Origin of the sequence: Rossellomorea sp. YZS02 (assembly GCF_033963925.1) — a bacterium.
Taxonomy (GTDB): Bacteria; Bacillota; Bacilli; order Bacillales; family Bacillaceae_B; genus Rossellomorea.
This window is the reverse complement of sequence record NZ_JAXBLY010000021.1, coordinates 1-25,764: the sequence shown is the minus strand read 5'-3', so window position 1 is coordinate 25,764 and position 25,764 is coordinate 1. Positions and strand designations below refer to the sequence as shown.

General features: G+C 42.5%; 28 protein-coding genes and 1 riboswitch. Of the genes, 2 read left to right on the top strand and 26 right to left on the bottom strand.

Features of this window, described 5'->3' with window-relative positions; all coding sequences use genetic code 11:
* Nucleotides 1–89: 89 nt before the first annotated feature.
* Nucleotides 90–338, top strand: a complete 249-nt coding sequence (locus SLH55_RS18600; protein WP_138775684.1) for a ferredoxin — start codon at nt 90–92, stop codon at nt 336–338.
* 104 nt (nt 339–442) lie between these two features.
* On the opposite strand, the gene SLH55_RS18595 is transcribed toward SLH55_RS18600, so the two are convergent.
* From SLH55_RS18595 to SLH55_RS18520, 16 genes are all read right to left on the bottom strand, one after another.
* Complete coding sequence (locus SLH55_RS18595; protein ID WP_320324229.1) at nt 443–1,012, bottom strand: ECF transporter S component; 570 nt, start codon at nt 1,010–1,012, stop codon at nt 443–445.
* 154 nt (nt 1,013–1,166) lie between these two features.
* Nucleotides 1,167–1,300, bottom strand: a riboswitch (FMN riboswitch).
* A gap of 112 nt (nt 1,301–1,412) precedes the next feature.
* Nucleotides 1,413–2,300, bottom strand: coding sequence for a peptidoglycan DD-metalloendopeptidase family protein (locus SLH55_RS18590; RefSeq protein WP_257475083.1), 888 nt, complete (start codon nt 2,298–2,300; stop codon nt 1,413–1,415).
* A 229-nt stretch (nt 2,301–2,529) separates the two neighbouring features.
* Entirely contained in the window at nt 2,530–3,750 is a 1,221-nt protein-coding gene (locus SLH55_RS18585; RefSeq protein WP_219168382.1) for a hypothetical protein, read from the bottom strand.
* Nucleotides 3,722–4,276 (bottom strand): RNA polymerase sigma factor SigX, encoded by a 555-nt coding sequence (sigX, locus tag SLH55_RS18580; RefSeq protein WP_219168383.1) that lies wholly within the window; start codon nt 4,274–4,276, stop codon nt 3,722–3,724. Before sigX ends, SLH55_RS18585 begins: the two co-directional genes overlap by 29 nt.
* A gap of 499 nt (nt 4,277–4,775) precedes the next feature.
* Entirely contained in the window at nt 4,776–6,539 is a 1,764-nt protein-coding gene (locus SLH55_RS18575) for an ATP-binding protein (RefSeq protein ID WP_219168384.1), read from the bottom strand.
* Complete coding sequence (locus tag SLH55_RS18570) at nt 6,536–7,252, bottom strand: response regulator transcription factor (protein WP_219168385.1); 717 nt, start codon at nt 7,250–7,252, stop codon at nt 6,536–6,538. The genes SLH55_RS18575 and SLH55_RS18570 overlap by 4 nt, the downstream gene beginning before the upstream one ends.
* A 120-nt stretch (nt 7,253–7,372) precedes the next feature.
* Nucleotides 7,373–8,548, bottom strand: coding sequence for a c-type cytochrome biogenesis protein CcsB (gene ccsB, locus SLH55_RS18565; RefSeq protein WP_219168619.1), 1,176 nt, complete (start codon nt 8,546–8,548; stop codon nt 7,373–7,375).
* A complete protein-coding gene (locus SLH55_RS18560) occupies nt 8,529–10,199 on the bottom strand; it encodes a cytochrome c biogenesis protein ResB (protein WP_219168386.1) in 1,671 nt (556 codons plus the stop codon). The genes ccsB and SLH55_RS18560 overlap by 20 nt, the downstream gene beginning before the upstream one ends.
* A gap of 31 nt (nt 10,200–10,230) precedes the next feature.
* The gene (resA, locus tag SLH55_RS18555; protein WP_219168387.1) at nt 10,231–10,761 is read right to left on the bottom strand and encodes a thiol-disulfide oxidoreductase ResA; all 531 of its coding nucleotides are present in this window, start codon (nt 10,759–10,761) and stop codon (nt 10,231–10,233) included.
* A gap of 248 nt (nt 10,762–11,009) precedes the next feature.
* The gene (locus tag SLH55_RS18550; protein ID WP_219168388.1) at nt 11,010–11,741 is read right to left on the bottom strand and encodes a pseudouridine synthase; all 732 of its coding nucleotides are present in this window, start codon (nt 11,739–11,741) and stop codon (nt 11,010–11,012) included.
* Nucleotides 11,742–12,002: 261 nt separating this feature from the next.
* Entirely contained in the window at nt 12,003–12,530 is a 528-nt protein-coding gene (locus SLH55_RS18545; protein ID WP_219168389.1) for a spore maturation protein, read from the bottom strand.
* Nucleotides 12,531–13,124: a nucleoside recognition domain-containing protein gene (locus SLH55_RS18540; protein WP_219168390.1), complete on the bottom strand. Its 594-nt coding sequence runs from the start codon at nt 13,122–13,124 to the stop codon at nt 12,531–12,533.
* Complete coding sequence (locus SLH55_RS18535; RefSeq protein WP_320324228.1) at nt 13,117–14,283, bottom strand: D-alanyl-D-alanine carboxypeptidase family protein; 1,167 nt, start codon at nt 14,281–14,283, stop codon at nt 13,117–13,119. The genes SLH55_RS18540 and SLH55_RS18535 overlap by 8 nt, the downstream gene beginning before the upstream one ends.
* A gap of 155 nt (nt 14,284–14,438) precedes the next feature.
* On the bottom strand, nt 14,439–14,930 hold the full coding sequence (locus SLH55_RS18530; RefSeq protein WP_320324227.1) for a DUF3907 family protein: 492 nt from the start codon (nt 14,928–14,930) through the stop codon (nt 14,439–14,441).
* Between the two features lie 113 nt (nt 14,931–15,043).
* Nucleotides 15,044–15,637 carry an SMC-Scp complex subunit ScpB gene (gene scpB, locus SLH55_RS18525; RefSeq protein ID WP_219168393.1) on the bottom strand — a complete coding sequence of 198 codons (594 nt, stop codon included), beginning with the start codon at nt 15,635–15,637 and terminating at the stop codon, nt 15,044–15,046.
* Nucleotides 15,624–16,421, bottom strand: a complete 798-nt coding sequence (locus SLH55_RS18520; protein WP_219168394.1) for a segregation/condensation protein A — start codon at nt 16,419–16,421, stop codon at nt 15,624–15,626. The genes scpB and SLH55_RS18520 overlap by 14 nt, the downstream gene beginning before the upstream one ends.
* Before the next feature lie 132 nt (nt 16,422–16,553).
* Between SLH55_RS18520 and SLH55_RS18515 the strand changes: the two genes are divergently transcribed.
* Nucleotides 16,554–17,084 (top strand): DUF309 domain-containing protein, encoded by a 531-nt coding sequence (locus tag SLH55_RS18515; RefSeq protein WP_219168395.1) that lies wholly within the window; start codon nt 16,554–16,556, stop codon nt 17,082–17,084.
* A 16-nt stretch (nt 17,085–17,100) separates the two neighbouring features.
* Here the strand turns inward: SLH55_RS18515 and SLH55_RS18510 are convergent, their stop codons facing one another.
* The 10 genes from SLH55_RS18510 to SLH55_RS18465 form a co-directional block, all read right to left on the bottom strand.
* Nucleotides 17,101–17,472, bottom strand: a complete 372-nt coding sequence (locus SLH55_RS18510; RefSeq protein ID WP_320324226.1) for a GNAT family N-acetyltransferase — start codon at nt 17,470–17,472, stop codon at nt 17,101–17,103.
* A gap of 359 nt (nt 17,473–17,831) precedes the next feature.
* On the bottom strand, nt 17,832–19,130 hold the full coding sequence (gene lysA, locus SLH55_RS18505; RefSeq protein WP_320324225.1) for a diaminopimelate decarboxylase: 1,299 nt from the start codon (nt 19,128–19,130) through the stop codon (nt 17,832–17,834).
* A 76-nt stretch (nt 19,131–19,206) separates the two neighbouring features.
* The gene (locus tag SLH55_RS18500) at nt 19,207–20,685 is read right to left on the bottom strand and encodes a spore germination protein (protein WP_219168398.1); all 1,479 of its coding nucleotides are present in this window, start codon (nt 20,683–20,685) and stop codon (nt 19,207–19,209) included.
* Nucleotides 20,651–21,247: a stage V sporulation protein AE gene (locus SLH55_RS18495; protein WP_219168399.1), complete on the bottom strand. Its 597-nt coding sequence runs from the start codon at nt 21,245–21,247 to the stop codon at nt 20,651–20,653. Before SLH55_RS18495 ends, SLH55_RS18500 begins: the two co-directional genes overlap by 35 nt.
* A gap of 22 nt (nt 21,248–21,269) precedes the next feature.
* Entirely contained in the window at nt 21,270–21,692 is a 423-nt protein-coding gene (locus tag SLH55_RS18490; RefSeq protein ID WP_320324224.1) for a stage V sporulation protein AB, read from the bottom strand.
* Complete coding sequence (locus tag SLH55_RS18485) at nt 21,682–22,302, bottom strand: stage V sporulation protein AA (RefSeq protein WP_219168401.1); 621 nt, start codon at nt 22,300–22,302, stop codon at nt 21,682–21,684. The genes SLH55_RS18490 and SLH55_RS18485 overlap by 11 nt, the downstream gene beginning before the upstream one ends.
* Before the next feature lie 233 nt (nt 22,303–22,535).
* On the bottom strand, nt 22,536–23,300 hold the full coding sequence (sigF, locus tag SLH55_RS18480) for an RNA polymerase sporulation sigma factor SigF (RefSeq protein ID WP_206849514.1): 765 nt from the start codon (nt 23,298–23,300) through the stop codon (nt 22,536–22,538).
* 12 nt (nt 23,301–23,312) lie between these two features.
* A complete protein-coding gene (gene spoIIAB, locus SLH55_RS18475; protein ID WP_226673040.1) occupies nt 23,313–23,756 on the bottom strand; it encodes an anti-sigma F factor in 444 nt (147 codons plus the stop codon).
* Nucleotide 23,757: 1 nt separating this feature from the next.
* Entirely contained in the window at nt 23,758–24,108 is a 351-nt protein-coding gene (gene spoIIAA, locus SLH55_RS18470; protein WP_044340116.1) for an anti-sigma F factor antagonist, read from the bottom strand.
* A 116-nt stretch (nt 24,109–24,224) separates the two neighbouring features.
* A complete protein-coding gene (locus SLH55_RS18465) occupies nt 24,225–25,391 on the bottom strand; it encodes a D-alanyl-D-alanine carboxypeptidase family protein (protein ID WP_219168404.1) in 1,167 nt (388 codons plus the stop codon).
* Nucleotides 25,392–25,764 lie beyond the last annotated feature (373 nt).

The window sequence follows — 25,764 nt, the reverse complement described above, 5'->3', positions numbered from 1 at the left end:
TATAAAATAAACATTAAGTGATTTTTCACAAATTGACATTGTGTATAATGATGAATTATATAGAATTATTTTTTCGGGAGGTTTTTTCTTTGCCAAAATATACGATCGTTGACAAGGATACATGCATTGCATGTGGAGCATGTGGGGCTGCCGCTCCAGATATTTACGACTATGATGATGAAGGTATTGCATTTGTAACATTAGATGATAACCAGGGGACGGTCGAAGTTCCTGACGTATTGGAAGATGATATGGTCGATGCATTCGAAGGCTGTCCGACAGATTCCATTAAAATTTCTGAAGAACCGTTCGATGGAGATGCACTTAAATTTGAATAGCAGGGATGAAGGCTAAGGAGGAATATTCCCTTAGCCTTTTCTTTTGGGGTTCTACAAAATAAAAACCCTTCAACTATAGTTGAAGGGTTCATTTTATATGATCACTATGCCGCTTTGTTAAAGGCCACTTGTCTTGACAACCAGCCTTGAAGGCGGACGAACAGTAAGGTGAAAACAGTAGTTATCAAAATCCCTTTCAGGATGTTGAATGGAACGATTCCCGTAATGATGATTTCAGCAGGAAGCTCAAAATTCATGAAGTATTTATAAGCAGGAAGGAACACAAAATAATTTAATATCCCCATGCTTATACTCATTACGACTGTTCCTGTAATTAATCCAATCAACAAGCCTTTTTTTGATTGGGAACGTGAATAGATATAATAGGTCGGAAGAATAAGGAGCACTCCCGCTATAAAGTTAGCTGCATGACCAATCGGAACACCTGTATCGCTTCCAGTCATGACATAATCAATCACGTTTTTAAATAGTTCCACCAATATTCCAGCAAGCGGGCCTAATGTAACCGCCGCAATTAAAGCAGGTACATCACTGAAATCGACCATTAAGAATTTTGGAAATGGTGGTATTGGGAAGTTGAACAACATTAACACATACGAAATGGCACTTAACATACCAACTGTGACAAACATGCGTGTATTCATTTTTTTCATAAACTCTCTCTCCTTTAGGAGATTCATCTCATTTCGAAGATGGTTCCGACCAAAGGGTAGCATTAAAAAACTCCTAGATACTTCTATCTAAGAGAATGAAAGGCATACCCTAATAAACGTTCAGCTTCCCATTTCTAAACGTCCTGGCATAAACCTTCATCTTCTCCCATCCAGACTATACTGTCGGCTTTGGAATCACACCAAATCCTGCCCCTAAAGGCTCGCGGGCTTAGAAACAACTGTTTCATCACCGCCGGTAGGGAATTTCACCCTGCCCCGAAGACGAATCTTTATTTTATTGTACATTTACATTATACATAATGTGAAGGAGAATGTGAAGATAAAAAGCTCGAATTCGAACTATATCAACATATCTTTATGTAAAGGACCTATGGAATGGTCATTGCACCTTTAGAACTTGTTTAGGGTAAATGGCTGCATGCAAATCCAGATCATTCTTTTGAACCAGTTCATCAATATCGACTCCCTGAGCCAGGGAAATGGAAGATAATGTATCCCCCTTCTTTACAACGTACCGACCATTTTGGGACGCTGCCGGTATCTTCAGAATCTGGTTGATTCCTATATCGGTGTTCTTTAATGCGTTTTCTGACATGATCTCTTCTATTGACACGGCGTACGTTTGAGATATCCCCCAGAGGGTTTCTCCTTTATGAACGGTATGCACATGCACATCTTCATTCAGAATTACTTTAGGAGTACCGGCTACATCCACCGTCCGGAAGGGGTCCTTTTCTTTCGCAAAGACCAGTTGACCGACTTCACCGTTTCCAAATACACGATAGGGATCGATGGCATTTTCCTTATCGATTGTCCATTCCCCCTTATGAATTTCGAAGTGAAGATGGGCACCGGTCGATCTTCCCGTATCCCCTAAGGTGCCTAGCTGTGCTCCTTGGGCCACTTGCTGATTTTCGTCCACCAATCTGCTCTCAAGGTGAGCATAGACTGTTTCATATCCGTTTTCATGTCTGATGAACACAACATGACCATAACTTTTAGAAAGATAAGACTTACTCACTGTCCCTTTCCCTACAGAATAGACGGGGGATCCTATCTCTCCTCCGATGTCCATACCCTTATGTGTACCATCTCTTGTACCAAATGAATCTGTAATCGTCCCTTCCACTGGAAATATCCAGGATTCGGTATCCTTTGTTACCTCATCCCCTTCTGCCACAGCCTCTTTCCCGGTTAAGAACATGACGCTTACACATACTGACAAGATAAAAACGACGAAAAGCCTACTTGCATAATCGAAAATCATGCTTGTCCTCCTTAATAGTTTTGACTGGCCCACCTTCGATTTCTATGTATTACACCATTCTAACCTTTTACCACTCATAACATGCATATATCACTGCCAAATTACAAAACCATATACAATTCATTTTCCTTCGGGTAGTATGGCTATTTATGCGCTGAATATTCCCCTGCTCCGTGTCAAATTAAAACGACCAGATGCGGATGACTCTCCACTCCTGGTCGTTCTACCTTTAATTATCTATGTTCTTTTTATTTGGACTGATCGGTGTCTCTATAGGTTCACCAAAGTTGAAACCGTTCCAGCTTTCCTGTTTGACATTCTCAAACTGCACCTTCTCAAATCCTGAGCTTCTGCTCGTTAATAATATCCCTTCAATCATTTCCAGCGCGGTTTGTTCATCAAATGTATCCAAATCCAACTCGTTCAAGAAGCTGACGGTCACCCATTCCGCTCCTTCTGTTACATTAAAATTGATACCTTCTGGAATGACACTCTGAAAAAGGCCAGTTTCTTCATTTTTCATTGCTTCCATGGACGCCTTGATGCCACCCCTGTTGATATTATCTGGTACAAGGAAGCGATCCCTGCCATTTGGTGAATACGAATAGTAAGCCGTATGGACTTCCTCATTCAAATCGATCGTTGAGAATTCGCCAGTGGAACTGAATTGGGGTACTGTACCGTCGGAATCTTTCAGAATAATCTCCTCTATTCCCTTATGTTGGAATGAATACTGAAGAGAATGATAAAAAGCATATTCGACTGCACTGCTTCCACTGTAAGGATGATCAGCATTGAGAGTGAAGACAACTTTGTTGTTATCCATGGTGAACTTTCCTTCTAAAGGAAGGTAGTCTTCCAGTCCCCAATCTGTTTCAGGCAGCTTTTCCGCAAGTTGCTCATGACGGGTTAACCAGTCTTCTTCCGGAACGTCTACAATCGACACAGGTATCGGTACTGCATCAGGAGAGACCAGTCCAAAGGAATAGAATTCCTTTCCCTTAAGGTCTTCTTCATAAAGTGAAAGCCTTTTTTCAGGTTCTTTCAAGTTCTCCGACACCGTTACTTCGCTATTTTCTGTTTGCTCATCTTTCATGATGGCCACTTTCTGATCTTCGCTAGATGCAGGAGGAATATCTGATTCCTTCTTTTGTGGAGTGATTTCGATTTTTTCTTCTGAGCTTCCTGAAGAATCCGCGGTACTCGATTCGGATTTTTCCATGCTCGTTTCCGTTAGTTGGTTTAGAACGGTAGGAGCCAGCAGGACCATTATAAATATAGCTGCAAGTGCAGCGACTGCAGGTATGAACCGTTTGAATGAAGCATTTCTCTTCTTGTTTTGCCGCTCCATACGTGCGTGAATATATTGAGAGGTTCGATCATCTTTGATTTTGGGAAGTTTATTGATAAGCTCCTCAATATCACGATCTTTCCATTCTGACTTCTTCAATGTCTCTTTCCTCCTTTGGGAGTCGTTGATCCATCTCGATTCTTAACCATTTGATGGCCCTATGCTGGGTCGTCTTCACTTTGCTTTCCGACCATCCGAGCACCTCAGAGGTTTCGATGATGGAAAGTTCCTGCAAGTACCGCATGATGATCACCATTCGGAAATCTGTTGAGCAAAGCTTCAAGCACTCATAGAGAGCTTGAACTTCCTCATTGGAAACAGCGATTTCTTCCGGAAGAGCCCCATCGTCTGTCACTTCGTTTCGACTCCAGTCAAATTTATCGAGAATACGGTTTTTCCAGTTTCTCTGTTTTCTGAAATGGTCAATGGCCACATTTTTCGCAATGGAAAAAAGCCACGTTTTCTCGGAGCTTTTCCCCTCAAAATTCTTATGGGATTTAAGCACCCGAATATAGACTTCCTGTACTAAGTCTTCAGCCTGCTGTTTATTCTGTACCATGTATATGAGGAATTGAAATACATCCTGATGATAGCTTGAATATAATCTCTCGAAAACGGAGTCCACTTGATTCCCTCCCCGTCATTTTATTAGTCGTTCCCTATGTAAAAAAGTTACACACTATCAATATAGTATTTTTTGGTTGAAAAGGAAAGACCTATATTAACCGATCCTTAGATCAAAAGAGGTAGGGACATAACCTAAATCCATACACTCTAAAGGACGAACAATGCCTATGAAGTTTTTTTAGATCGCGTGTTACACCGCTGCCCGATTCCGTGCAAGACTACGCTTTCCTCGCGCGGAAGTCTTCGTCTTGCACTCCAATCAACAGCTAGAACCTGCTAAATACATGCCTTAAATTTCAGCACTAAAATTTAAAAATCCGAACGAGTTAGATTTTCATCAAATCACTCGTTCGGATTTTCCTTCGACTGAATCCCTCTTATCCCAGCCTCTTTAACCTTATTTCAACAACCTTCCCTATCGATGGGTAAAAAATAAAGAATGTTTCCCATGTAACAAGAAAAATCGCCATGTTTCTATGGACATCATCGATTCTTGGCTAAACAGGGAGAAAGAAGGTGAAAGCTGTCCCCTGATCCACTTTGCTTTGAACCTGAATATGACCTTTATGGGCTTCTATGATATTCTTTGCAATCGCAAGGCCGAGACCCGTCCCGGACTTACCTCTTGTTCTTGCCTTGTCGGCCTTATAGAAACGTTCGAATACAAAAGGAAGATCCTCTTCAGGTATACCGGAACCGGTGTCTCTAACATGAAACAGGTATCCACCTTTCTTTTCCGTCAGGGAAACCGTCACTTCCCCTCCTGTCGGTGTGTGCCTCAACGCATTATCGATGAGATTTGTTAATACTTGTTCGATTCGATCCGGATCCATATGGATTTCTTTGTTGATTTCCACATCACTTTCAAAGTAGATGGATACCTTCTTTTCTTTAGCCAACCCGATAAACTTGTTTGTCACCCTCTCTGTGAAAGGCATGACCGCTATTACGTCTTTATTTAATGTAATATGTCCCGCTTCCATGCGGGCAAGATCGAGGAGATCATTCACCAACCTCCCCATGCGGAGAGATTCATCATAGATGATACGTGCAATTTCCTTTTTTTCTTCTTCCGATCCTGCAATATCATCCACAATCGCTTCACTATACCCTTGCAGCATGGAGATAGGGGTGCGAAGCTCATGGGAAACGTTTGCGATAAAGTCCTTACGGAGCTTATCCAATCGCCGTTCCTCTGTCATATCACGAACCACAGCAACTGCGCCCCTGATAGTATTGTTATTGTATAGGGGACTTACAATCACCACATAAGAACGACCCTGAAGACTTAGTTCGCCGGTTTGTTCCATTTCCGTTACGACCACACTCTGCAATAATTCTCTTACTGTCGTAGGAATCGCCTCTTCGCTCTCTTCACTTTGTTCATAATACCAGTGTTGCAGAAATCGGTCTGCAGGAGGATTCGTGATCAGGATGGTGCCGTCCCGATTAAAGGTGATGACCCCATCAGCCATACTGCTTAGAATGGATGAGAGCTGCTCTTTTTCCTGACTGAGCGCATTGATGTGAAACTTCAATTGCCTTCCCATCTGATTGAAGCCTGTGGCAAGTTCACCGATTTCATCCTTCGTCAAAATCGGGACCTTGGTATCGAATTTCCCTTTAGCTACCTCAAATGCCGCTTCTCTCATTTTTCTCAGCGGCGCAGTGATACGGGTAGAGAGGAAGAATGCAAAGATGGTGGTAAGGATGATGGCAATGCCTGCTGCAAGGAGGATCAGCTTGGTGGTCTGTCTAGTCGTATCTTTAATTACCCCCAGTGACTGATAGAGATAAACAGCTCCATCTTTCCCGTTAATATGGAGAGGAGTCCCGACAATGATGACATTCTCGTACCGATTGGAGGACTCCTTGGACAGTTCAACCTCTTTTTTTAAAGTGATTTCCTTTGTTTTTACAGATTGAAGTTCGCTATCCTTCGATATATAATTATGAATTTTCTTTTGAAAAGCAGTCGAATCCTGTGAATAGAGAGATTCATTTCGATCCAATGATATGATGATATTCACGGGTTCATCGATGATTTCTTTTCCCAATTCCATTCCAAGCGTCAGATCATTATGATTCTCAATGACCCTTGCCACTTTTTCTGCTGTATGGGTTAGCTCTTTCTCTACCACATCCACATGATAATTCTGAAAGAATTCCAGTAATAAGATGGTTAGTATGAAGAGTACAAATGAAACCAACAACAGGATGGTGAGCCAAAGTTTCCCTACAACGCTACGCCAGAGCCTCATTCATTTGTTACCTCGAATTTATAGCCCACTCCCCATACGGTCACGATCATTTTCGCTGCCATTTCAGAGACTTTGTTCAACTTTTCCCTTAATCGTTTTACATGGGTATCGACCGTTCTCAGATCACCGAAGAACTCGTAGTGCCAAACTTCCTTCAAAAGATGCTCACGATCGAATACTTTATCCGGTGCTTTCGCAAGAAAATATAGAAGCTCATATTCTTTAGGAGTCAAGTTAACATCCATCCCATCCGCCGTTACACGGTGGGCGTCATTGTCAATCGTCAGATGGGGATATACGATAAGGTCCTTAGCCTTTGTATCACTTTGGATGAAGCTGGATTTCGCAGACCTTCGCAATAAGGCTTTCACCCTCAGCACCACTTCGCGTGGAGAAAAAGGTTTCACGATATAATCGTCCGTCCCAACTTCGAACCCTTGTACTCTATTCACTTCCTCCCCCTTGGCCGTAAGCATGATGACAGGGGTTGCCTTACTTTCACGAAGGTGCTGACACACTTCGATCCCGTCCATGCCAGGCATCATGATATCCAAAAGGATGCAATCGTAATTTTGCTCAAGAGCCATTTCCAACGCGATTTCTCCATTTTCTGCTTCATCGATTTCATAGTTTTCTCTTTCCAGATACATTTTTAATAGTCTTCGGATACGATCTTCGTCATCCACAACTAAGATGCGAATGTTTTCCTCCATGGGTTTCATCCCCCTTTGTATAATTAACCATATTATCCTATATTTTATATGAAAAAAGAAGCTGACTCAAAGAGAATACAATTCTCGTGATCATCAGCTCCTTCCAGTCGTTACGATTGATCAGGCATATGAATGTAATCCCGCAATGATAAGATTAACGGCTATAAGGTTGAATAGAATGATCGCAACCCCCACTACGGCAAGCCATGCTGACTTTTCACCATGCCACCCTTTTGAAAGGCGCAGGTGAAGGAAAGCTGCATAGAATAAAAATGTAATCAAAGCCCATACCTCTTTGGGATCCCATCCCCAGAAACGGGTCCAGGCAATCTGTGCCCAGATCATGGCAAAGATGAGTCCACCTAGTGTGAAAACAGGAAACCCGATCAATACGGAACGGTAACCAATTTCGTCCATTAAATCAAGGTTCACATTCTTCACAAGAGGCTGCATCTTAGCAGCAATCCGCTTTCTGAAGATCAAACGCAGAATTAGATACAGTGCTGTTCCGATCATAAATGACCAAATGACCGTATTTAACTTCTTGGCATTAATAAGAGCGGGCATTTCGACTAGCGGCTTCATTACACCGTCTGTCATCGATTGCCCTTCATTCGGACCAACAAGGGCCGGAAGGGTATATTCAGCAACAGCTTCTTCTCCCTGTTGATTTACATATTGAAAGTCAGCTTCGTAATTGGAAAGCGTGAAAGTCGTTGAAGCGACAACAAACCCCAATACGACAACCAATGAATACATCACGGTTTCAAGCCAGAATGATTGCTTGCTTCCCTTTGTATGTTGAACGGATTTCAATAAATAGATGAGTCCGGCAACGAAGCTGATGGAAAGAATCGCTTCACCGGCTGAAACGGTGGTTACATGGATCTTCAGCCAATCACTTTGAAGCGCAGGGATTAGTGGGCTGATATCTTTAGGAAACATACTGGCATAAGCGATCACCAACAGGGCGAACGGAAGTGCAATGACACCAAGTATCGTCGTCTTATACATAAAGTAAAGAATGATGAATGCCCCGACAAGCATCATTCCGAAAAAGGTAGTAAATTCAAATAAATTACTGACAGGGGCGTGTCCAGATGCTCCCCATCTCAGAAAGAAGTACCCTAACTGAGAAGCAAATCCCACAAGGGTTAAGACAATCCCGATAAAGCCCCATTTCTTCTGGTTTGTTTCCGTTGTATTTTTCTGACGGATGCTTCCCCCAAAAAACAACGTAGCAATTAAATACATTATGAAGGATACGTAGAGTAAATTACTGCTCCACTCCGCCATTGCTGTCGTTGACATCCTCATTCCTCCTTACTTCATCCTTTTGTTGTTGGTCTTCAGGCTCCTTGATCCCTGTACCTTCCAACACAAATCTGATTTCATTTTTTAAACCGTGCCAGTTTTTATTCGTATGACCGGCTATGATGACTCCATCCCCGTCGCGCCTGATCCAGATTCTTCTATGGTGCCAATAGGCTCCTTGAATAACCCCAATCATGAAGATCGCTCCTCCGAGAGCCAAAATCCAAAGTGTAAGATCTTTATGCACAGTTAAAGCGGATACATCTCTCGTCTCAACACCGGCAAATGACAGCTTATAATCATTTTCCCCCAGGGGCTCGAGATTTTTTCGGATCCCTACAAAACTGATTTCACCGTCAGGCTTTTCAGGTGAGAATAATTTAAAGAGGAAAGCCGGATTATTTGGGAGCGGGGACTTTGTTTGCGGTTCCCCCTGCTCATTAAATCCTGAGAAATCCGGATAATATCCCATGAGTTCTGCTTTATAACCATCCTCGAATGTGTACGCATCCTTAGGATCAAATAAATCGACGGTGAATTCCCCGAAGCTTTCTCCCGACTTTTTATTATCCAAAGTGAAAGACATGGATTTGAACTCATCTAATTTATAGCTTGTCTGATACACGGCAAAATTCCCGAATTTCAGAGGATGGTTTACCTTAATGGAATCCTCCTGCTCTTTCGTTCGTTCAGCCTTTTGGCCAGGCAGACGATCACCCGACTCTTTATACAGGACGACATCGGACTGGAAATTCTTAGCGATGGTCCCATTCTTGTCTATCGCTTCCCCGAACACTTCTTTATCTTTATCTTTGTCATACGTTTCTAGTGTAAAACCCTTGTTTTCTAAGTAATATTCCTGATCCGTACCAGGGACGGCCCTCGTTTCACCTTCTCGGATCCATACCGTTTCATCGATATACATCCCCGGAACGAATCGAAGCATACCTCCAAAAAGGAAAATGATAAGACCTATGTGGTTCACATATGGGCCCCATCTAGAGAAACGATTCTTCTCTGCAAGGATATTGCCATCCTCTTCCCGGATCTTATATTTCTTCTGGGTCAACTTTTCTTTTATTTGGTTGACAGGATCACTGAATTCTACTCTATCGGTTTTTCCGTATATTCTTTGGCGTTTCAAGAAACCGACATGTCTTGCTACTCGTTGGTTCTTCAAGGCCCGATACAGTGGAATCACACGGTCCAAACTACAAATGACCAGGGACACCCCGATTGATGCAATCAGTAGCAGATACCACCATGAACTATACAAATCATGGAAACCGAGAGTATAGTATAAATCCCCGAAGAATCCATATACATCCCCATAATATTCATCTGCAGGCTGACCATTTGGAATATACTGTTCCTGTGGTAATATGGTTCCCACAGCAGAAGCGATAAGTGTGACAACAATTAACCACACTCCTACTTTTACAGAAGAAAAAAAGTTCCAAATCTTATCTATAATCGATTTATTATACGTTTGGGAACGTCTTGCACTCCCCTCATAACGCATGTCATGGAGCTTTTCATTCTTTGCTTCTTCCGTTAGAGCCCGTCCACAGGATTCACAAAGAACCGTGCCGTTTGGATTCACATGACCGCATACACACTTAATCTCTTTCATGTAAAAACTCCTTATTTCAAGTTAAACTGCCTTACGGCTTGATGCTCTCTAAATCTTCGATGATATCTTCTTCGGTCATCGTACCGGTGATGATCTTTACAATTTCCCCCTGCGGGTTAATCAGGAACGTCGTGGGAAGTGGATCGATTCCGTATGTATTCTGCACTTCCTCTTCTTTGTCTACTAAAATAGGGAATTCCAGTCCGTGTTTTGAAACGAAACGGTTTATGAGAAAATCGGATTCCCCCACATTTACAGCTAGTATCTGTACACCCTGCTTCTGATATTTCTTATACTGATTATTCATATAAGGCATTTCTCTTTCACACGGTTTGCACCATGTTCCCCAGAAATTCAAGAAGACTCCCTGCCCCTTGTAATCGGAAAGTCGGTGTGTATTCCCATCCATATCCGTAAGGACAAAATCAGGTGCCTTGTCGCCAGCTTTTAACATTCCTCTTTCGTCCTTCGTGAAGTTTGCATAAAGAGTATATGCAACTGCAGAAGTCAGCACAATGAGAATAATGGTCCGAATGAGTAATCTGCGCTTTTTCTTATTCATTTACGTGTGCCTCCCATAGTGAAATCGTTCTCAAGAAAGGAGAAATTTTTCTCTCTTTACAGTAGCAAAGGGCCTGAAATCATAAGATTCCCTTATGAGATCAGTCCCTGCCAAAATGTACTGTTTCATATCCTCATAATAAGCAGAGAAATATCCCCATGACTTTATGGGTAAAATTCCTTTCTCATTATATCATTTATCACTATAACGGTAGAGTTAATTATATGAAGGATATGTGACACTTTCCTTTATCGAATGCTTCCCGTCTCTGCCAATGTTCTTAATTGCTTCACTTCATGCGGTGTCAATTCTCTGCCTTCTCCAGCATTTAATCCATGAAGCGTCAGGAATGCGTATCTTTCCCTTTTCAATTTTTGGACAGGGTATCCCAGGGCTTCGAACATCCGGCGTACCTGACGGTTTCTCCCTTCATGGATAGTGATTTCAACTATCGATTTCTCTTGCTTTTTATCGATACTCAGTACCTTCACTTTTGCAGGGGCGGTCATTCCATCCTCCAGTTTGATCCCTTTTTCCAGTTCACGGATCTTGAATTTGGGCGGGATTCCTTTTAATCTTGCGACATAGGTCTTTTCTATCTCATTGCTGGGGTGCATAAGGGCATTGGCAAAGTCACCATCATTGGTTAACAGCAGAATTCCGGAGGTTTCATAATCCAGTCTGCCTACCGGATAGATCCTTTCCTCTATTTCCGGGAAGAAGTCCGTTACAACCTGACGATCTTTATCATCTGTCACGGCGGAGATGACCCCCCTTGGCTTATAAAGCATATAATATACTTTGTTCTCTCTCTCGATCTGGATTCCTGTTACTTCCACTCGGTCAGAGTTTGATACCTTTGTGCCAAGTTCTTTCACTACTTTTCCGTTGACTTTCACTTTGCCTTCTATTATTAATTGCTCTGCTTTACGTCGGGATGCCACTCCACTGTGAGCAATAACCTTTTGTAATCGTTCCACGGTCTTTCACCTCATTATCATTTTCAATACATTTGTACTCATGAATTATTACACAATCCAGGCAAAATAGAAAGGCATAAAGGAAAATCGACCTTTTTAGTCGATTCCTTTATGCCTTGATACTTCTACTTTACTTTTTCAGATGGCTGTTTTCGTAAACATTGTTGCTTTTGGATGTAGCGAGTGGCGGTTGATTTCCCGTCCAGGTGCTTGCATTCCTCTGGCCAGGCATTCTTTTCTGATAGAACCTTTCCAAATCCCTTAGAACATAATGGTGACGATGAAGATGGCGGCAGCGATTCCTACTAGGTCAGCTAAGAGACCCACTTTTAGGGCATCGCCCATTTTTCTGATTCCGACCGCCCCGAAATATACGGTCAATACGTATAGTGTTGTATCTGTACTGCCTTGTAAGGTTGAAGCGAGTCTTCCGATGAAGGAATCCGGACCGTATGTTGCAATCATATCACTCATCATGCCAAGAGCAGCTGTTCCGGAAATTGGTCTGATGATGGCAAGTGGAACGATCTCCGGCGGAATTCCCAGTGCAAGCAATGCCGGGCGCATGAGGCCCACGAAAAATTCAAGGGCTCCCGACTCACGAAAGATCGTAATGGCCACAAGCATTCCGATCAGAAAGGGAATGATGGATACCGCTATTTTTATTCCTTCTTTCCCACCATCAACGAACACTTCATACGTAGGTACCTTTTTGATTGTCCCGTAGATTAATATAAAGCCAATCATAATAGGGATCAGCCATAATGAGATTGTCGTGATCCATTGCATCTATTTCACCTCTCGACGGGTACGCCTATAGTGGAAATAACGGTCGATCAGTATTGCACCAAGCGTGGATAAAATTGTAGCAATAAGGGTCGGACCCACAATTTCAGTAGGTGACACAGAATCATATTTCATTCGGATTGCAATCACCGTGGTCGGAATGATGGTAATGCTTGATGTATTGATTGCGAGAAACGTAATCATCGACCTGCTTGCAAAGTCCCTGCCTCCATTCAATTCTTTCAGTTGCTCCATGGCCTTGATTCCGAGTGGGGTTGCTGCATTTCCCAGGCCAAACATATTTGCCATCATATTCGATAGGATATAGCCCATGGCGGGGTGGTTTTCAGGTACCTCTGGAAAAAGTCTTGTTACGAGTGGCCTGAACATTTTGGCCAGTTTATCAAGTAAACCGGCTTCCTGAGCGATTCTCATTATGCCCAACCAGAACACTAAAACACTTACCAAGCCAATACAAAGGGTGACCGCTTCATTTGCCGACGAGAAAATGGCCTCGTTCACTTCAGACATTTTCCCATTTATCACCGCGAAAACCAATCCAATAATGGTCATGCCTACCCATATGATGTTAACCATTGTCCCGGACCCCTGTGATGGCTTCAAATGAATACGCCCAGAATTTCCACCAGCTCTTTTTATCATTTTCTTTTACTGATGTTTGATAGAAAATGGGAAGAGTATCCACTTCCTTGTCCCCTAGATATACCACGGCCTTTCCGACTACATCTGGCACATGTTGATTCTTAAGCCATTCCTGCTTCGGCTTCAACATCTTGTATTCAACTTTTACGTCATCCACTTCCTCATCCGCCAATGACAGCACAGATTCCCGTTTCAGGTAAGCATGGCCTTTATATACTTCATCATCCATTTTTTCAATTTTTCCTTTTTCCAAGACAATCTTGTAATCGTATTGCTTAAATCCGTATTCGAACATTGAGATGTGATCATTCCAGTCATCCGGCCCATTCAATGTCACGGCAATTAAATCCTCCCCATCTTTGGTGGCTGTTGACACGAGTGTCCTTTTTGCGAGTTTCGTATAACCCGTTTTCCCCCCTGTGCTAAACTTATATAATTCCGTCAGTAATCTATTTTTGTTCTTCCACTTCCGGTCCCACTTCTCGTCTGGGTTGGGTGCTGTATGGACTTTCGTTCCTGCAATTTCCTTATACACATCGTTCTTCATTGAATATCTTGTCAGGACTGCCATATCATACGCAGTGGAATAGTGATCCTCATGATCGTCAAGACCATGGGGGTTCGAGAAATGAGTATTCTCCATACCGATTTCAGTCGCCTTTTCATTCATCATATACACGAACCCGTCCAGACTCCCTCCCACAAATTCAGCGATGGCAACGGCTGCATCATTCCCCGACCTTAGCATAAGCCCGTACACTAGGTCTTCAAGTTTGATTTTCTCCCCTGCTTTCAAGTAAAGGGATGAGCCTTCGGTACCTGCTGCATTCTGGGAGACGGTCACTACCTGATCCATCTTTCCGGACTCGACAGCAAGGACGGCTGTCATGATCTTGGTGATGCTTGCAATTCGGCTTTTCGTATGAGCATCCTTTTCATACAGGATCCTTCCTGTTTCCTGATCCATTAAGATCGCCCTTTGTGAACTCACAGAAGGTGCAGCCTGAATCCTACTCGAAACAGTAACGAAAAGAATTGTGAATATCAGGAAATGATATATGTAAAATTTCGCTCTTTTTCGATTCACAGCCATCTACTCCTTTAAATCTAACGTGTTTGTACAAGTTTATGAGAGGACAAGGGGTAATATGAGTGAAATCTTGAAAGCAATGGGGCCATTTCATATGTAGTCGTTACTTAAGTCTTCAGGAAAGTTGAGCAAAACAAAAAACACAGCAACGCTGTGTTTTAGCCTTTCGAAGATAATCGGCGATGTCGGTATTCTGTCTCAAATTCGGCCAGATCCTCCCTCGCTCCATGAAAGTCTCCTTCAACATTTCGCAGCAATTCAGCAAAGCAGTCTGGAGGCTCCTGCCTGAACCGAATGACACTCTCTTCCGGATAAGAGGTACGAAGATCCTCGAACCACAGATTATAACGCGGGGAGTAATATTCGATAATACATTTATGATAGATTTTATAGAGGACCTTCTCAGCAAGGTCCATCTTAAATGAATCATGTTGTAATACAGACGCAGAGGCATCCAGCCCCTCTTCACAATACACGACCAGTCTTCTCAGATTCGAAAAAAGCCCTTCGTAATATACTCTGTCCCCCGGTTTCTCTTTAAGCAGCGTGTGAATGGTAACGGAATTTAAATACTCCTCTAATTGAATGATCACTTCTTCAAGAAAGCTGTGTATTCTCTGAACCTGGGTTCCCATCATAAACTCGTTCATCCATTCTCCTCCATCTAACACCAGGGATTTTTTAGAAAGTTCAGAATTCACTATTCAAAATAATAGGCAGGACTTTATCCTTCTTTAAAGAGTCCTGCCTTTTCATACTGTGCTTATTCGTTTGATTCCAGTGTCTCCTGAAATTTCTCAAAGAAGAGATCGGCTTCGTCCTGAGCGAATTCGTCTTGAATATTCTCAGGGAGGGGGGGAAGCTCCTCAATGCTTTTCAGACCGAAATAGTCGAGGAATTCCTTGGTAGTTCCAAATAGGTATGCCCGGCCGGTTCCTTCCGCTCTTCCCACTTCCTTGACAAGTCCTTTTGATGTAAGGGTCTGAATGGGCCGCTCTGTCTTCACACCTCTTATTTGTTCGATTTCCATCCTTGTGATCGGTTGTTTATACGCAATGATCGCCAGGGTTTCAAGAGCTGCCTGGGAAAGGAAGCTTACATGAGGTGACTCCACCAATTTCTTTAAGTAATCAGCATTGCTCTTCTTTGTCACCAGTTGAAATGTCCCTGCTATTTCTATGATATAAATGCCTCTGTCGGCATCGTTCTCATAATCTTGCTTCAAGTCTTCAAGGATGCCCATCGCTCTTTGTTCTTCAATCTCAAGCACTGAACAGACCTGCTTCAGTGATAGACCTTCATCCCCTGCTGCAAAGAGCAGGCTTTCCAGGATCCCTTTCCAATTAATACTGTTCAACAAGTCCTGCCTCCTCTCCTGCTTCCACAAATATTTCCGTGAAGTTTTTTTCCTGATTGACGATGATTTGCTTCCGCTTCATCAATTCCAACACAGCAAGGAATGTAACGACGAGATGCTCTTTGTTATCAGTAGGGAAAAGACTGGTAAAGGATGTACGTTGTTTAAGGTTCCGCAAATTCTCCAGAATGTCATTCATCCTCTTCTCAATGGATATTTCCTGTCTGGTAATTCTTGTTTGCACGGGCCGTTGAAGCTTTTTCCTTCTTAATAATTTATGAAAAGCCCCAAGCATATCGTATAAGGATACCTGAACTTCTGTGTTCTTTAAATCCACCGCCTCGCTGAATTCAGAAAGGTCACTCGGAGGCTTCGTATACACCTGACCGCGTTCTTCTTCACGGTGCTTCAGTTCATTGGCTGCTTCCTTAAATTTACGATACTCGATCAAACGTTCCACCAGTTCATCACGTGGATCTTCCTCTTCAAATTCAATCTCATCGTTCAACATGCCTTCATCATGTTTTGGTAGTAGCATTTTACTCTTGATAGCAAGCAATGTAGCCGCCATTACTAAGTATTCACTAGCCACATCCAGTTGCAGGTTTTTCATCGTATGTACATATAACATATATTGCTCGGTAATCTGAGCCATAGGAATATCATATATATCAATTTCCAACGAATTAATCAGATGCAAAAGAAGATCCAGTGGACCTTCAAAAGCGTCAATCTTCACATTGTATTCCACTTTATCACCAAATTTCTCATTACAATCTTTCATGATAGCTACTTAATAGTATAGTAGAAAGACCCCTATTCTCCAATAGAAAGTTTTGCAATTATGGGCCTCCCTGTCGTTTTGACGATGGTTTATGCTACAATTTAACTACCTTACACCTAATGGAGGGATCTTATGGTTTATCCAAAAGCCTTTATCGATTTCCTGATGTATTTCCATGGAAATCGTGATTATTTTGAGTGCCATGAAATATTGGAAGAACATTGGAAGGATGCAGATCCTAAGAACAGGACTTCACATTGGGTGGGATTGATCCAAGTCGCAGTCGGTTTCTATCATTACAGAAGGGGGAATCTGACAGGAGCGGAGCGAACATTCAAGAAAGCAGCCCAGAATATACAATGGAACCAAGAAGAACTGAATAAGCTCGGGATTCATTCCCATCATCTTCACGATATGCTTGTTGATACCATTCACCAAATCAAACTGGATCAACCTTATCAAAGCATTGTCATCCCATTAACCGATGATTCACTGGTAGATCAGGTTCAAGCCAGATGCATGGATAACGGATACACCTGGTGCTCACCGAGTGACCTGTCCAATACCGGTCTCGTTCACCGTCATTCCCTCAGAGACCGTTCTGAAGTCATCTTGGAACGGGAAAATGCCTTGAGAAAAAAAAGTGGCAGACCACCCTTATAGGCGGTCTGCCACTAGATCAATCCTCGTGATTCACTTCAAAAGGATCCATCTCTTCACATTTCTCAAAAAATGAAGCGGTTTCTGAATTTGGTTTCACTTCGAGCTCGGAATGCATCTCCCTCAGATGTTTCACCATCGACTTCCCGATGCCTTCGTGACGGTGTGATGGATTGACTGATATATGTTGAATTTCTAATGTACTTTCTGTTTTGTAAACTCCGATCAATCCTACTATGTCCTCTTCTTTCCATAAAAAGAGCTGCCAATTATCTTCAGTTTCGTATTGCTTCATCGTTTGTTGAAGCTTCTTCAAATCCTTTTCATTTGGCATAAAAGATAATAATCCCATAGCAATCTTTTCAAACGCCTTTTTATACCGAATTAACATATTAACCCCTCGTTATGTTTTATGTCTAATCTATTTATTTCCTATTTTAGACAAAAACTAGAAATTTAATTGATATGAATGTTTATTTATCTTACTAAATTTACTTTTATTAAGCAAATCAAACCAATCAGTTCCCGGCAATGAACATCCAGTAGATGACGCCCCACCCGAGACCGGCAATGATTAATAGCAAGAATAATCCTCTATTACTGATCTTCATGACTGACTCCTTTGTTGACCCTATTCACTAATGTCATTGTTATTGTATAGTAAAAACGATAATTGTTAAAGTATGTAATCCAGGAAGCAAAAAAAGTAGTCTTTAAGTATGATATACTTAAAGACTAGACCCCTTTTCTTCAAAACGTTACATCAAGCCTGATTAAGTCATCATATGTTTCCCTCTGAACCGCTAATCTTGCTCCCCCGTCCTCGACAAATATAACGGCGGGACGCGGGATCCTATTGTAATTATTCGCCATGGAATACCCATAGGCACCTGTACAGAAAACCGCAAGAATATCGCCGGGTTCTGACATTGGCAATGGTAAATCCCATATCAACATATCCCCGGACTCACAACATTTCCCTGCAATGGAAACCGTTTCTTCCTCAACCAGGCCAGCTTTATTTGCTATGACCGCTTCATACTTCGCCTTATAAAGGGCAGGTCTGATATTATCATTCATTCCCCCATCGATTGCTACATACTTACGGATTCCTGGTACGTCTTTCCGTGATCCCATTGTATAAAGGCTGGTCCCTGCATCCCCGACAAGAGAACGTCCGGGTTCAATCCAAATCTCAGGCATCATTAAATTGTATTTTTCTGCTTCTTCTTTAACAGCAGCAATCATTTCCTTCACATATTGAGCAGGAGGAATCGGGTCATCTTCTTTCGTATAACGGATTCCAAACCCTCCACCCAGATTAATGACCTTCGGATGAAAGTTATACTGTGAACTCCACTGAGCAACCTTTTCAATGATCTTCCTGGCGGCAAGAATGAAACCGGTCGTTTCAAAGATCTGTGACCCGATATGGCAGTGCAGACCCAGCAATTCAATCGCTGCAGAGTCCATCGCCATTTTCATTGCCTTTTCTGCCTGACCATTGGCTAAATCGAAGCCGAATTTCGAATCTTCCTGCCCCGTAAGGATGTAATCATGAGTATGGGCTTCAATTCCCGGCGTCACTCTTAACAATACTTTTGTTGACCGTTCCAGGGAGCTTGATAATTTGCTTACAAGCTTCAACTCATGAAAATTATCGACGACGATACAGCCGATTCCTTGCTCGATGGCGAGCATCAGTTCTTCTCTTGACTTATTATTTCCATTAAAATGAATTCGCTCTGGTGGAAATCCTGCCTTCAGTGCAGTAAACAGCTCTCCTCCTGAAACGACGTCCAGGGATAATCCTTCTTCCTTCATTACTTGAAAGATCGCAATACAGGAAAATGCTTTACTCGCGTAGGCGACTTCCGCTTTCACTCCAAGTGATTCAAATGTTTCTTTAAAGCCCCTAGCACGCTCTCTTATAAGTTTAGTGTCATAGACATAAAGGGGTGTACCATATTGAGCTGCCAGCTCTATAGTACTCACCCCTCCTATCTCTAAGTTCCCATTTTTGATTTCTGCTGATCCATGAAGATACACGAAACTCCTCATTCCCCTCTGTCATGCTCTACTATTACAACGTAATTTACCACAGAATGAGAATTGTTGCAATATTCTAAGATTTAGCCGGTTGTTTGTATTTGTTTCTCGGTTGGACGATGCTTGGACGAATTTTTGATCCCGGTACCGATTTCCTGACAAGGATCTGCATAAATGCCTTCGGGCTGAAAGGTAAGAGCGGCCAAAGATATGGTGTATTAAGTGACTTAATATTTGATACAAACAGAATAAAGAGGGTGCTACCTATCATCAACCCAGGTATATGGAAGAAAGCAACTGCCACCAGAAGGAGAAGCCTTGCCATCTTATTCGCTACACTTAATTCATAACTTGGGGTTGCAAACGTACCGATTGAAGCTACCGCTACATATAAGATGACTTCAGGCTGGAAAAGCCCGACGTCGATGGCGATTTGCCCGATTAAAACAGCTGCAATCAAACCCATGGCCGTCGAGAGCGGCGTCGGCGTATGAATGGCTGCAATCCTGAACATTTCAACCCCCATGTCAGCAATGAATAATTGCACGATGACAGGAATGTTGGTCTGTTCCTGAGGACCGACATACTTAATCACTTCCGGAAGCAACGACGGATCTAGAACAAATAAATACCATAAGGGCAGAAGGAATAATGAAGCAAGCACCCCAACAAAGCGTGTCCATCTTACAAATGTACCGACTGCCGGTGACTGCCTGTATTCCTCAGCATGCTGGAGGTGATGAAAAAATGTGGTCGGAGTGATGATGACACTTGGGGACGTATCGACAAAGATCAGTACATGCCCTTCTAATAAATGAGTAGCGGCAACGTCCGCTCTTTCTGTGTATCTGACCAGAGGGTATGGGTTATACCCCTGCTTTACAAGAAATTCTTCCACCGTTTTGTCCGCCATAGTCAATCCATCAATTTTAATGCTTTTTAATTCTTTCTTGATGACTTCAATCAGGCTTGGATTTGCCACATCGTCGATATACGCAATGGAAATATCCGTCTTAGAGCGTTCCCCTATGCGAAATATTTCAAACCTCAGTCTGGGGTCCCTGATTCTCCGTCTGGTTAATGCGGTATTCACAATGATATTCTCTACATATCCGTCACGGGAACCGCGTACCACTTTCTCTGTATCAGGTTCCGATGGCTGCCTTCCAGGATAGCTACGGACATCCACAATCAATGCTTCTTCGTAGCCTTCAACAAAGACCGCAATTAACCCGGAGAGCACTTCGTCCACTGCTTCTTCGATCGTTTTGACCGGCTCCACGGATTGATGGACGAGACGATTATGTACGATATCATACAATCGGCTTGTCGCCCGCTCATGGTCGTTGATTTCTACGAGTTCTTCTACTATTTCAATGATATAGGATGCATCTGTCAGACCATTTATATAGTAAAAATGAACCCCTTTTTTCAATATCATCAACTTGCGCACACCTATATCGAAACTGGTGTTCAGTCCAACGTGATTTTTCATGTAATCTTCAATGACTGTTAAATCTTTAGGAATCGGTGTTTCCTTCTTCTTTTGAGGCATGATATCCGCTCCTTTCTAAGATGATTTCCACTGCTTTTCTCGTGATGGGGGCTCCTTGTGAGTAATGATCCCGTTTGGCCATTTTACCTATGTCACCAATCCCTACTATAACCGGGACAACGAGTTCATCCAGGCAATAGACGGTATCACCAGTCAATCTGCCTACGTCCATTTCAGGTACGCCGAATTTATCTACACCATATGGCGTCAACTCTCCAAACTTATCAATGCACACATCCACACGGGTCCATTCTGCCTGTCGTGTTTTACTGGCAACGGCGATGATTCCAAGGACTTCAACATCTGGGTGATTCGCAACATATTTTAAGGAACGCTCACCGGCACCTTCCCCAATGAATCCACTATCATCAAACATGACAAAGACAGGGTCGTTTTTGGCTCTTTTGATCAGTTTTACGACTTCTGGTCCTGACAGTACAGATGGATTTCCTTTAGAGCTTGAGATGCACCTGCCCCCATACTCTTTCGCAACGCACTCAATGGCACGCTTCGCATATTCGTCTCCATCTGTTATCAGGATCACTTTCCGTTTATTGTCCATATGAACCCCTGCCCCTTGCTGATTATTGATGTACCAAATAGAGCCAATGAAATAGTGAACCGAAAATCTTCCCAAATACGATGGCCATGATCAGAATCACAATCTGACCATCGATCCCTATTCGTTTGGCGAGGATTGGAAACACATTTAATACTTCCGTCAACGCGGCAGCCAAAAGTCCGATGAATACTCCACTCATGAGTCCGATTGGGATAAGGACTAATGGGGAAAAATGGAGAGTGTAATCATTCAGGCTGATGAACCCTCCTGTGAGGGCGCCGGTAATGACAGCCATTTCATAGTAATGAATCATCTTCATTGTTTTCGTTAATTGGGTTAATCGCGGAATGATTCCCAATACAGTTAAAAAAGCGACAAACCCTGAGCCCACTGCCAGTCCACCAGCGAATCCGATGAATATGGTGATCAATACATTAATGGTCATCTAGTTTCTTCTGACTTTCTTTATTTTCGTGCATGATGACATATTGATCTAAGTCCTGCTGGTAGTTAAACATTTCGACCTCGAGAGGGCTGGGCTCTTCATTGAGTCTTTTTCGAAACACATGATTGAAAAACAAGACCATTCCAAGACCTAAACCAAATGAATAGGGAACCTGGAACAATAAAGGATGAGGATCCACTCCTCCTGTCACAAAATGATACAGCCTTTGATGAACTTCTCTCATACTTACATCCTCATGGAAATTCATAATCGCCAGGGCCGCACCGATGAATAATAGTAACCACACGCCAATGAATAACGGGAGAGAGACTTTCTTTTTCTCATAGATCACTTCAATGATGCTCTGTGTGGGCCCGATCGTCTGTATATCCAGGCCCGAATGCTCTTTGCATACTTCCCTTATGACTCTCATGATATCCACTACGATAATGTTTTTATCTGAGGGGGTCACCTGGTGAATCGGGATATCCTTTATATCCTCCACGACCTCATCAGGTGCTATGATTTGAGCCAACTGAGAAAGCTTGACCATGCTCTCTTCCCTTACCTGCACTCGATGGCGTAAGCGTATATACAAGATACCTTCCATGCAGTTCACTTCCTGAAAACATGATTTTCCCTTCGTACCAATAGTATGGATTAACGTAATTTATTTATGTAATGACCATTTGGTGGAAGGGATGAATCAATCGCTCGAGTGAGAGGAATGGTACCGAACCAGAAGGACTGACGCTATTCGCATTGGAGAAAATTTCAAATGATTGTCAATAAAAAAACACCCTTGTTGGTTCAAAGGTAATTGAACCAACAAGGGTATTTCATTTATGACTCTGTGTGCATATGATCTTTCATCGTTTGTAATATCTTCTTCTCCAGCCTCGATACCTGTACCTGTGATATACCCAGCCGGTCTGCTACTTCTGATTGGGTCTGATCTTTATAGTACCTTAAATAGACTATCAGACGCTCCCGGTCATCAAGTTCTCGGATGGCTTCCTTTAAAGCAATCTTGTCAAACCATTTGTTATCCGTATTATCAGCGATTTGATCTAAAAGCGTGATGGGATCTCCATCATTTTCATACACGGTTTCATGGATCGAGGAAGGGGCACGGCTCGCTTCCTGGGCCATGATGACCTCTTCAACGGAATATTCAAGATGCTCCGCAAGCTCACTGACGGTCGGAACCCTGCCGAATTTCTTCGAGAGCTCATCCTTCGCTTTCCTGATTTTGTTTCCCATTTCCTTCAGTGAGCGACTCACCTTGACCGTCCCGTCATCCCGGATGAATCGCTGGATTTCCCCGATGATCATCGGGACAGCGTAAGTCGAAAACTTGACATCGTAGGTTAAATCAAACTTATCCACTGATTTCAGCAGCCCGATACTGCCTATTTGGAAGAGATCATCCGGCTCATATCCCCGATTTAGAAAGCGTTGGACGACGGACCATACGAGGCGCATGTTCTTCTGGACGATTATGTCCCTTGCGCTTTGGTCGCCATCCTGGCTTTTCTTAATCAGCTCTTTCACCTCGTGATCCTTCAAAAAAGGCTGTTCCTTTTCATTTTTCACTTCGACATCCATGGGCACGACTCCTTAATTGCATAGCGCTTTACTATTGGTCAAGTGCTTCTTCAATCTAACCGTGGTGCCTGTACCTGGGTGTGATGACACTTCTATTTCATCCATGAAATTCTCCATAATGGTAAAGCCCATTCCAGAACGTTCAAGCTCAGGTTTGGACGTGAATAGAGGTTGACGGGCTTCCTCAACGTCTCCGATCCCGATTCCTTCATCGCGAATGGTCATATCAATAAATCCATTTTCTTCCATGATTACAGAAATATACACTGTCCCATTCGGCCTGTTATCGTATCCATGAATGATTGCATTGGTAACGGCTTCCGAGACGACGGTCTTGATTTCGGTCAATTCATCCATGGTCGGATCCAGCTGGGCTATAAATGATGCAACAGTCACCCGGGCAAAAGACTCATTTTGGCTTAAAGAACTGAATTGAATGTTCATTTCATTTCTCATGTTATGCGACCCCCAATCTTTGTAATGCATTTTCTTCAGATGGTTCAAGACGAATGATCTTAAACAGCCCTGACATTTCAAATAATCGGTTTACAGAAGGGGAAATCGCACATACCACCATTTCTCCATGCTTTTGCTTGATCTGCTTGTATCTTCCCAAAATGACACCTAAACCTGAACTATCCATAAAGCTTAATTCCTCTAAATTCAAAATGATATGCTTCACATTCTCACTTTCAATCAGATTCGAAGCTTTTTCCCTGAGCTCATCGGCAGTATGATGATCCAACTCACCACTTAAACGGACACATAGTACATCTTTTTTGACTTCTAAGTTAATAGCAAGACTCACTATCAGAAAGCCTCCTTCTCTGTCGTATAGTGAGTCATTTCGCTATTCTTTTAGTAAATTCCTTCTCCATGACAAAACTAGAAGGAATTCGTCATAATTAGAGGTTATTTTCGGGTTTATTTCCCGACCTTTGTGAAAAGCCCGAAGGATTTTTTGTATAGTTCCCACCAGCTGGCTTCGTTTACATCTTTCTTGGCAACGAGGGTACTTTCCACTACTTTTTTCCCTTTATTCGTCACCACGAGTGTACCGACTTTATCCCCTTTATGAATGGGAGCTTTTAAATCTTTGGATAGAGTGACCTTTTGTTTGATTCCATCCAATTTTTCTCCTTTTTGGGCCAGGAGCGAAATCGGCTCATCCGTCACTGCTTCGACTTTGTTATCTTTCCCTTTGGACACCTTCACCTTGGCCAGGCTGTCACCTTTTTTGAATAGAGGCTTGGTTGAATACTGATTGAAGGCATAATCAAGCATTTTACTGACCTCATTGTTCCGTTCTTTCGGCGTTGGAGCACCGAAAACGACGGCGATCACTCTCATATTGTCTTTCTTAGCCGTTGCTGTAAGACAATATTTCGCTTCATTCGTGAAACCTGTTTTCAATCCGTCTACACCGTCATAGAAGCGGACCAATTTATTCGTATTCACAAGCCAGAATTTTTTATCCGAACCTTCACGTAAATAGGATTCATAACTGCCCGTGAATTTTGTGATCCCTTCATATTTTAAAAGCTCCTTCGCCATCATGGACATATCATGTGCCGAACTGTAATGATCTTTGGAAGGTAAACCTGTCGGATTTTTAAAATGAGTTTCATTTAATCCGAGCTCCTTCGCCTTTTTGTTCATCTTCTCAACGAAGGCTTCTTCACTGCCTGCGATATGCTCAGCCATGGCTACAGAGGCGTCATTGGCAGATCCAATGGCAATCCCCTTCAACATTTCTTCGACAGACATGCTTTCACCCGGCTCCAGGAATATCTGGGATCCTCCCATTGAAGCAGCGTATTCACTTGCTCGAACTTTGTCTTCCCACTTTATTTGACCTTTTTCAAGGGCTTCCATGATCAAAGTCATGGTCATGATCTTTGTCATGGACGCAGGTGCCAGCTTTTCATGACTGTTCTTTTCGTATAGTACCGCTCCTGTGTCACGCTCGATTAGTATTGCTGATTTCGCTACATCTGCCAATTCGGATTTCTTTTCCTGTGCAAACCCCATCGAAGGAAAAAGAAAAGCTGTCAAAACAAATGTCACCATTATATACGCTAAACGTTTCATCCAACTGTCCTCCAATCAAAATCTCGTTATAATTTCAATACTCATAGATCCATTTTTTCCATCCTCATCATTTTTATACAAACATTGGTAAAAAAGTAGAGGCGGGGGAGGAGCTAGGTGTAAAATGGTGGTTTGTTGAAGAAAAAGGGTATCGGTTATTTGAAAAAAATGTGAATTCGGAATATGAGAAATGATTATTTTGCTTGAGGATTTGGTATTATAGACTGCTTCAGTTGGGGTTTGCATGCTTAAAAAAGCTACCGTTCAGTCAAGTCCTTAATATTGTGTAAATTCCTTGCTTGTCTTTTTCAACTATTAATCAGCTATAGCTATTCAATTCAACATTTTTTTGCGAAACTTCCATGAAGTAATT